This window comes from Trichococcus palustris, from assembly GCF_900114465.1.
Lineage (GTDB): Bacteria > Bacillota > Bacilli > Lactobacillales > Aerococcaceae > Trichococcus > Trichococcus palustris.
This window is the reverse complement of record NZ_FOTD01000039.1, coordinates 1-8,216: the sequence shown is the minus strand read 5'-3', so window position 1 is coordinate 8,216 and position 8,216 is coordinate 1. Positions and strand designations below refer to the sequence as shown.

Annotated in this window: 8 protein-coding genes and 1 pseudogene; 3 read left to right on the top strand and 6 right to left on the bottom strand. The window is 49.1% G+C overall.

The window, feature by feature from the left end:
* The 6 genes and pseudogenes from BM101_RS14455 to BM101_RS13475 form a co-directional block, all read right to left on the bottom strand.
* Window positions 1–166, bottom strand: a pseudogene (locus BM101_RS14455) (IS5/IS1182 family transposase); the annotation flags it as partial.
* Window positions 167–392: 226 nt separating this feature from the next.
* Window positions 393–1,823: a 6-phospho-beta-glucosidase gene (locus tag BM101_RS13490; protein ID WP_087034158.1), complete on the bottom strand. Its 1,431-nt coding sequence runs from the start codon at window positions 1,821–1,823 to the stop codon at window positions 393–395.
* 87 nt (window positions 1,824–1,910) lie between these two features.
* Window positions 1,911–2,243 carry a hypothetical protein gene (locus BM101_RS13485; protein ID WP_087034157.1) on the bottom strand — a complete coding sequence of 111 codons (333 nt, stop codon included), beginning with the start codon at window positions 2,241–2,243 and terminating at the stop codon, window positions 1,911–1,913.
* A 262-nt stretch (window positions 2,244–2,505) separates the two neighbouring features.
* Complete coding sequence (locus BM101_RS13480) at window positions 2,506–4,023, bottom strand: glycoside hydrolase family 1 protein (RefSeq protein WP_087034156.1); 1,518 nt, start codon at window positions 4,021–4,023, stop codon at window positions 2,506–2,508.
* Window positions 4,024–4,046: 23 nt separating this feature from the next.
* The gene (locus BM101_RS14195; protein WP_177194536.1) at window positions 4,047–4,190 is read right to left on the bottom strand and encodes a hypothetical protein; all 144 of its coding nucleotides are present in this window, start codon (window positions 4,188–4,190) and stop codon (window positions 4,047–4,049) included.
* A gap of 17 nt (window positions 4,191–4,207) precedes the next feature.
* A complete protein-coding gene (locus BM101_RS13475) occupies window positions 4,208–5,617 on the bottom strand; it encodes a glycoside hydrolase family 1 protein (protein WP_087034155.1) in 1,410 nt (469 codons plus the stop codon).
* 169 nt (window positions 5,618–5,786) lie between these two features.
* Here BM101_RS13475 and BM101_RS13470 point away from each other — a divergent pair, with 169 nt between their 5' ends.
* From BM101_RS13470 to BM101_RS13460, 3 genes are all read left to right on the top strand, one after another.
* Complete coding sequence (locus BM101_RS13470) at window positions 5,787–6,659, top strand: MurR/RpiR family transcriptional regulator (protein WP_087034154.1); 873 nt, start codon at window positions 5,787–5,789, stop codon at window positions 6,657–6,659.
* Between the two features lie 177 nt (window positions 6,660–6,836).
* On the top strand, window positions 6,837–7,187 hold the full coding sequence (locus BM101_RS13465) for a YtxH domain-containing protein (RefSeq protein WP_177194535.1): 351 nt from the start codon (window positions 6,837–6,839) through the stop codon (window positions 7,185–7,187).
* Between the two features lie 369 nt (window positions 7,188–7,556).
* A partial coding sequence (locus BM101_RS13460; protein ID WP_218149946.1) for an RNA-guided endonuclease InsQ/TnpB family protein occupies window positions 7,557–8,216 on the top strand: 660 nt, incomplete at its 3' end.

Here is an 8,216-nt window from a genome sequence, read left to right as displayed (position 1 = left end):
GCGGGTGGTAGGCAGGGCAGCCGGTCTGCCTGACGAAAGCTTCAAAGGCTTCCCCTGGGATACTCTCCACAACCTCATTCACCGAAAAAGCGATATCATTTCTTGGTAATTTTACTGCTAAATCGATAGGCAAAATAACTTGATTCATAGTATAATGTTTAAACATAAGGGTACCCCCGATCGATTATTGTGTCGTTACTTTAATTCTATCAAAAGGTATCCTTTTTGTTTACTCGAAACCTCCGTAGGAGGATAAAAAATAGGCATGAGCTTACCCAACTTGGGTAAACTCATGCCTATTTTCATTATTCAGTTGGGTTTTGTCCCAACCTCATCCTATTTAATCGTCTTTTCGTTAATGTTTTGCCTTATCCATTAGGTGCATTTCCCGCTCAGATGGACAAGTCTTCTCCGTTGCTGGCGATGACTTTTTTGTACCAGTCGAAGGATTTTTTCTTGGAACGGTTGAGCGTTCCCTTGCCTTCGTCGTCGCGGTCCACGTAGATGAAGCCGTAGCGTTTCTTCATTTCGCCGGTCCCGGCGCTGACTAGATCGATACAGCCCCAGCTGGTGTAGCCCAACAGATCGACGCCGTCCAAGTTCACGGCATCTTTCATCGCTTCTATATGCGCCGCCATGTAGGCGATGCGGTAGTCGTCGGCCACATAGCCTTTCTCATCAGGCACATCGACAGCTCCCAAGCCATTTTCAACGATGAACAATGGTTTTTGGTAGCGATCGTGCATCGCATTCATCGTGATTCTCAGTCCTAATGGATCGATCTGCCAGCCCCACTCGCTCGCTTCGAGGTAAGGGTTCTTGACGGATGCAAAGATATTGCCTTCTGTTTTTGCGTTCACTGCCGGGTCTGCGGAAGCAACACGCGAAGCATAGTAGGAGAAGGAAATGAAGTCGACCGTGTTCTCCTTCAGCAAGGCCTTGTCGCCTTCCTCCATCTGGATTTCGATGCCTTCACGTTCCAATTTCTTGAGTGCGTAGGCAGGGTATTCGCCGCGTGATTGCACGTCGATGAAGAAGTAGTTTTCGCGGTCTTCTTCCTGCGCCTTGAAGACGTCTTTCGGATCGCAAGTGTATGGATAGTAGTTCCCGGCCGCCAACATGCAGCCCACTTGGTTTTCTGGATCCACTTCATGCGCGATGCGGGTTGCGATTGCGCTCGCCACCAACTCATGGTGCGCAGATTGGAATTTGACTTGTTCTTCGTTTTCGCCTTCTTCGAAGTACAAGCCGGCCCCCATGAACGGCGCATGCAAAATCATATTGATTTCATTGAAGGTCAACCAGTATTTGACCAGACCTTTATAGCGGGTAAAAATGGCATTGCAAAGATTCTCATAGAATCCGACCATTTTCCGGTTGCGCCAGCCGCCGTACTCTTTGATCAAGTGCATCGGGCAATCGAAGTGCGTGATCGTCACCAACGGCTCGATACCGTATTTATGGCATTCCTTGAACAAGTCTTCATAGAATTTCAGGCCTGCTTCATTCGGCTCCTGCTCGTCGCCATTAGGGAAGATACGCGTCCATGCGATCGACAGACGATAGGTTTTGAAGCCCATTTCGCCGAATAAAGCAATGTCTTCTTTATAGCGGTGGTACATATCGATGGCTTCAAGCGCCGGATAGAAATGATCCTCGTCGAAATCGAACATTTTCATCTTGCCTGTGATGACGGCTCCTCTATCTTTACCGGCAGGGACCACATCCACATTGGCTAGCCCTCTTCCGCCTTCTTTGTATCCACCTTCGCATTGATTGGCGGCAGTAGCGCCACCCCATAAAAAGTCTTTTCTTAAACCCATTTGATATCCTCCTTGAGTGCATTCTTTATATTTTTTTGCATTGGTGCCAGTCATCATCTGTGTCGTTGCGCTTTCGGCCACGTTGTCTTATCCTGGCGGCCCCACCAGATTGGCAATCAGGAACAGAATAATAACGACAAAAAAGATTATCCCGAGCGGTATCGACAGGTACACCGAGAGCGAGCGTTCATGATCTTTTTTTACGGCTACTAATCCCATTATCGAAGCCATTATGGCTGCCGAAAACATAAGATAGATTACGGTTCCCAACAATGGACTGTTGATCGGATTGGGATATTCGATGGTGTTCCCCAGCTTCGAAGAAATCAAGGTTCCCGCAAGCGCTAACACAAAAAATGAAACAAACAAACCTACGGACCATTTCCCTTTCGGCGTTTTCGGCCGGAATTGATACCGCATACAAACCCCTTCTTTCCTATCGAACAAATCCAAAGGCTTCCGCCGTTTACCTACTTTCCACAATTTATCATGGACATATATAATTATACTCCACTTATAATAAACAAACAATTTTCATCAGACAATATACTCCCGGAACGGATGCTGAAAGAACAAAGGGTTGCTGTCCGGAGTAAAAAAATCCATCCTTCCATGAAGAAAACCGTATCGAAAGGGGTGTACCGATACGGTTTTCCTATTTGGTTTCCCGCTTTAGATCGCTTTAGATTATGGCAGGGCTTTTTTCAGCAGCCGTCCTTTCGGACTCCTGTTCTGCATACAGACTGTCACCGTTTGTTACGATGACGTCTTTGTACCAATGGAACGATTTTTTCTTGTAGCGATTATAGGTGCCTTTGCCGTAGTCGTCGGTATCGACGTAGATGAAGCCGTAGCGCTTCGCCATCTGGGAAGTCGAGGCGCTGACGATGTCGATGCAGCCCCAGGACGTATAGCCCATCAGCTCGACGCCGTCCTTGATGGCTAAGTTCATCTGCTTGAAGTGCTCGCGGAAGTAGTCGATCCGGTAATCATCCTCGACGGTGCCGTCTTTGGTCAATACATCGGTCGAACCGATGCCGTTCTCGACGACGAACAACGGGATGCGGTAGGCGTCATAGAGATCGATCAGGGAGATGCGCAGTCCGACCGGGTCAACCTGCCAGCCCCATTCGGAGGTTTCCAGGTAAGGGTTCTTCACGCCCGTCGTCAGGTTGCCGCCGACTTTTTCGCGTTTATCGGCGTTTTTCGATACGACCATCGACATGTAGTAGCTGAAGGAAAGGAAATCGACCGTATAATCTTTTAACAATCTTAAGTCTTCTTCCGTCCGTTCGATCTGGAAACCATTCTCTTCAAAGTAGTTCAATACATGCTTCGGATATTCCCCGAACACCTGCACATCCGCATAGAAATGGTTGTCGCGGTTGGCTTTCTGCGCCATCAGGACTTCTTCCGGATCGCAGGTTTCGGCATACGTCATCGTCTTCGTCAGCATCGCGCCCATCTGTGCACCCGGGATGATTTCGCGCAGTTGCTTTGTCGCTTGTGCGCTGGCGACGAACTGGTGATGCAGTGCCTGATAAATGGCCTCTTCGGTCGCTTTTTTATCTGCGTATTTCTCTTCGACCACCCCCACCGTCGTGAACGGATGGCGGAAGACGCTGTCGATTTCATTGAAGGAAAGCCAGTATTTCACCAGGTCCTTGTATTCGCGGAAGACCGTTTCGCTGAACTTCGCGAAGAATCCGACCGCCTCACGGGATACCCATCCGTCGTAATGATCAACCAAATACAGCGGCATTTCGTAATGCGACAGCGTCACCAATGGCTCGATGCCGTTCTTCCTCAATTCCTCGAACATGTCACGGTAATAGTCCAAGCCTTTTTGGTTCGGTTCCTCTTCGTTGCCGTTCGGGAAGATGCGTGTCCAGGCGATCGATACGCGCAGCGTCTTAAAGCCCATTTCGCCGAACAGCCGGATGTCTTCCTTGTAGTGGTGATAGAAATCGATGCCTCTTCTTTTCGGATAGTAGACGGTATCGTCCGTTTCTTTCGCGATGGCGATGTCCGCCAAGGATGTGTGCCATTGCGATTTGTAATCCTCGACGGAGACATCGGGCTTGAACCGGGCGACATCCGCGACGGACATCCCTTTGCCATCCTCATTCCAGGCCCCTTCGGCCTGGTTGGCGGCTATTGCGCCGCCCCAGAGAAAATCTTTCGGAAAGTAACTTTTCATTTTATAGGCTCCTTTTGTTGTTATTACGCCTCGCTTGGGGCTTGTTGTTTCGTGATGGTTTTGTCGTCTTGTGGCTCAACGATCATTGCATCTTCGCTTGCTGGAACGGCTTTTTTGTTGGCTATCAGGACGACAAATGGCATGTACATCACGATGTCTAGAGCCATGACCAGCAACTGTACGATTATTCGAACAGGCTGTCGCCGTTGGTCTGGATGACTTTTTTGTACCAGTCAAAACTATCCTTTTTGTAGCGCGCCAATGTTCCCTTGCCTTCGTTGTCCTTGTCGACGTAGACGAAGCCATAGCGTTTCTTCATCTCGCCCGTCCCGGCGCTGACGATATCAATCGGTCCCCAGTAGGTGTAGCCCATGACTGGAACCCCGTCCTTCACTGCCTCGGCTACTTCGACAAGATGCTTCTTGGTGTAATCGATGCGGTAGTCATCATGGATCTTGTTGTCTTCAGTCACCTCATCGTTGCTGCCCATACCGTTCTCCACGATGAATAATGGTTTTTGATAACGGTCATACAGTTCATTGCAGACATAGCGCAGACCCAGCGGATCAATCTGCCAGCCCCAAGGTGTTTCATCCAGATACGGATTCTTTTCACCGATGATCCCACCCGTGTTGCCCAGGATCTTCATTCCGTCCTTGTAAGTCGTGCTGCGGTAATAGCTGAAGCCTAAGTAGTCACTCGGATAGGCGGCGATGATGTCCAGATCACCCGGTTCCATTTTTAGTTGGATGCCATACTCTGCGAAGATGCGGTCGGCGTAAGCCGGATATTTCCCTCTCAGCATCACATCGCTGAAGAACAGCGAACGTCTCCTTAACGACATCGCGCCGAAGATATCCTCCGGTTTGCAGGTGTTCGGATAGACCGCGCTCAAGGAAAGCATGCAGCCGATCTGTGCTTCCGGCATGATTTCATGGCAAAGCTTATTCGCCATGGCGCTGGCGACGAACATATTGTGGGAAGCCTGATAGATGACGCGAAGCTTCTCGTTTTCATCTGTCTCATCAAAAATCACGGCACCCGCCGCAAACGGAATCGTGTGCATATTATTGATTTCATTGAATGTCATCCAATAGCTGACTTGATTTTTGTATCGTTCAAATACAGTGCGGCAATACTTCTCGAATAAGCCGATCAGTTCACGGCTTTCCCAGCCGTTGTATTTCTCCGTCAGCGCATACGGCGTTTCGTAATGCGATAGCGTGACGACCGGCTCCATGCCGCGTTTCAGCATTTCTCCAAACAGGTCATCGTAATACTGCAGCCCTTTTTCGTTCGGCTCGGTTTCCTCGCCCGTCGGATAGATGCGCGCCCAGGAGATGGAGGTCCGGAAAGCTTTGAACCCCATTTCTTCCATGTACTGCAGATCTTCCTTGTAGCGGTGGTAGAAGTCGATGGCTTCATGACTCGGGTAGTATTTTTCCGGTTCGACCGCTTTGTCCGGATCGGACAGGAATCCGTTCGTCAACACATCGGAGATGGCCAAGCCCTTTCCATCGTCCAGATAAGCACCCTCTGCTTGGTTGGCGGCTATCGCGCCTCCCCATAAAAATCCTTTTGGAAAACTCGTCATATTTTTCCTCCTCTAATCTTCTTGTTAGTGCTATCATAGTCGTTAGAAAGCACCGCGTAAATACTTCCGGGCGCTTCGGGAAAGCGGTTACAAAATTTGTTTTCGTTGGGCCGTTTGCCTGTAACGGCATTACAGCGAGTTGACATTTCAAACGAGGTGAGGAGAAAAAATGGATTTACAGACGAAACTTGCATCCGAACCCTTTTCCGATACGGAGAAGGCAGTAGTGGAATTTTTCATACAGCATTTTGACAGCGTGGTCGATATGACGACTCTGGAAGTGGCCAAGCGAACCTTCACATCGAACGCTTCGGTCGTCCGCGTCTGCCAAAAACTGGGCTATAAAGGGTTCAACGACTTTAAACTGAAGTATCTGACGGAACAGAAGAAGGATAGCCAACAGGTCGGAAAACCGGACGCCAACTTCCCCATCCAGAGCGGCGATGATGTGCGGACCATGGCGGCCAACATCGCCACTCTGAAGGAGGCGGCCATCGCGGAAACGAAAAGCCTCTTGGATTACGGACAATTGGCAAAGGTCATCGACCTGTTGGAGAAGGCGGAGACGATCAATGTCTACTGCACCCACTCGACGATCGCCCACGCCAAGGAGTTCCAGTACCACTGCATGCGCATCAACAAACGCGTCATCGTGGCGAGCGGACCGGGCGAACAGGATTATTACGCCAGCCGTTCCTCCGAGGAGAATCTTGCCATCCTGCTTTCCTATACCGGCGAAACCCGCGAGACGATCGGCGATGCAAGGCTTTGCCGCTACGGCGGCACCAAGACGATTTCCATCACCTCCTTCGGGCAGAATAGCCTCAGCGAGGTCTGCGACTACAATTTCTTCATCCCGCCCTGGGAAAAATATTATTCGAAGATCGGGCAGTTCGCTTCCTCCGCCGGTTTCAGCTACATCCTGGACCTGTTCTACAGCGGCATCTTCGAAAAGGACTACCTCGCCAACTACGAATATATGCTGGAACACACCGCCCGCTTGGGCATGGTGCAGATAAACCGGAAGATGGCGGATTTTTGATGGCGGAAATAGTGGTTGTTGTTTTGTTTCATTTTGGATTTGCTCTATAATAAGCATGTAAAGTAGTCGCTCTGATTTCAAGCATCCATGAATGGCGGTTCGCTTGCGTCACCTGTTATCGCTGTGAAGACATACGGAAGTGTATTTGCTTCCGCCGAAAGAAAGAGGGAACAGAAAATGGGCAAAATTTCTATTTTGGTCAAAGGGATGGTCATCGGTGGAGGGATTGCCTTGCTGATGGCCCCTAAAACGGGCAAGAAATTCCGGAAAGAACTGGCAGGCAAAGCTGATCACAATTTGAACAAAATGATGGATTACAGGGAAACGGCAATGGATAAAGCAGAGCATTTCAAAATGGGTATGATGGAAAACGACTACCATGGCAAAATGTGTATGATGAAACACGGACACCACGGCAAAATGTGTATGATGAAACACGGACACCATGGCAAAATGGGTATGATGGAAAACGGACACCATGGCAAAGGAAAAAGCTGTTGTGGAAATGGTCATTGCAAACACTGGTGATTCCAAATCTCATCGAAAAAAGCCAATGCGGCGCCTTCAGATCCAGAATGCGGTTAAACAAAAATAGGCATTGCAAGAGGGGTTGTCTCTAAGAGGCAACCCTTTTGCCATTTCGTATTCCTAAGCCAGATCTTTCAGGAATGTTCCATTTGGAAATCCCAGTTTTGCTTGCGTGTTGTGGAGTCAATTTCTCGAATGTTCTTCCTACATTCGAGGATCTCGCCATGCCTTCCTGTGCACCCTCATTTGAAAAAGTGCCGCCTAACTCGTGACTTCAGTCATGAGTTAGGCGGCACGGTCTTTTCCCTTGCCTTACCTTTGGCGAACACACGTTCGAAGGTGTATAATGAAGCCAAAGAGGTGAGTATCATGCTGAAAGCCTATCAGTTCCGTTTATGCCCCAATCGGGAACAGAAAATCTATTTCGCCAATTGTTTTGGCTCCGCACGGTTCATCTTCAACCAGATGCTGGCTGACCGGAAAGAAATTTATGAAACATACAAAGACGACAAGGAACTGCTGAAATCCATCAAGCCGAGGACCTACACCTCCTTCAAGGAAGAATTTCCGTTCCTGAAAGAGGTGGACAACTTGGCCTTGGCGAATGCCAGCAAAAACCTGAATAAGGCTTACCAGAACTTCTTCCGCGACAAATCCGTCGGTTTTCCGAAATTCAAAGCCAAGCACAAGTCAAAGGCGTCCTACACCACCAATAATCAGGGCGGAAACATCCGCATCGAAGACGGAAAAATCAAACTGCCGAAGATCGGCTTCGTCAAAATCAAGCAACACCGGGATTTTAACGGGCTGATCAAGTCCTGCACGATTTCCATGAACAAGGCCGACAACTACTTCATTTCCATTCTGGTGGAACAGGAAACGCCGGAATGGCTGCCTGTGGAACACAAAATCGGCATCGATCTGGGCCTTTCCGACTTCGCCATCACGACAAACGATGCCGGGGAATCCGTGAAATATGCGAACCCGAAATGTCTGTCCCGGTCTGAAAAGAAAGTCAAGAAAGCCCAA

What these genes read in the sequence shown, in the direction of transcription:
- BM101_RS13485 (WP_087034157.1), bottom strand. Translation starts at nt 2,243, where the DNA reads ATGCGGTATCAATTCCGGCCGAAAACGCCGAAAGGGAAATGGTCCGTA.
- BM101_RS13465 (WP_177194535.1), top strand. Translation starts at nt 6,837, where the DNA reads ATGGGCAAAATTTCTATTTTGGTCAAAGGGATGGTCATCGGTGGAGGG.
- BM101_RS13470 (WP_087034154.1), top strand. Translation starts at nt 5,787, where the DNA reads ATGGATTTACAGACGAAACTTGCATCCGAACCCTTTTCCGATACGGAG.
- BM101_RS13475 (WP_087034155.1), bottom strand. Translation starts at nt 5,617, where the DNA reads ATGACGAGTTTTCCAAAAGGATTTTTATGGGGAGGCGCGATAGCCGCC.
- BM101_RS13490 (WP_087034158.1), bottom strand. Translation starts at nt 1,823, where the DNA reads ATGGGTTTAAGAAAAGACTTTTTATGGGGTGGCGCTACTGCCGCCAAT.
- BM101_RS14195 (WP_177194536.1), bottom strand. Translation starts at nt 4,190, where the DNA reads ATGGCTCTAGACATCGTGATGTACATGCCATTTGTCGTCCTGATAGCC.
- BM101_RS13480 (WP_087034156.1), bottom strand. Translation starts at nt 4,023, where the DNA reads ATGAAAAGTTACTTTCCGAAAGATTTTCTCTGGGGCGGCGCAATAGCC.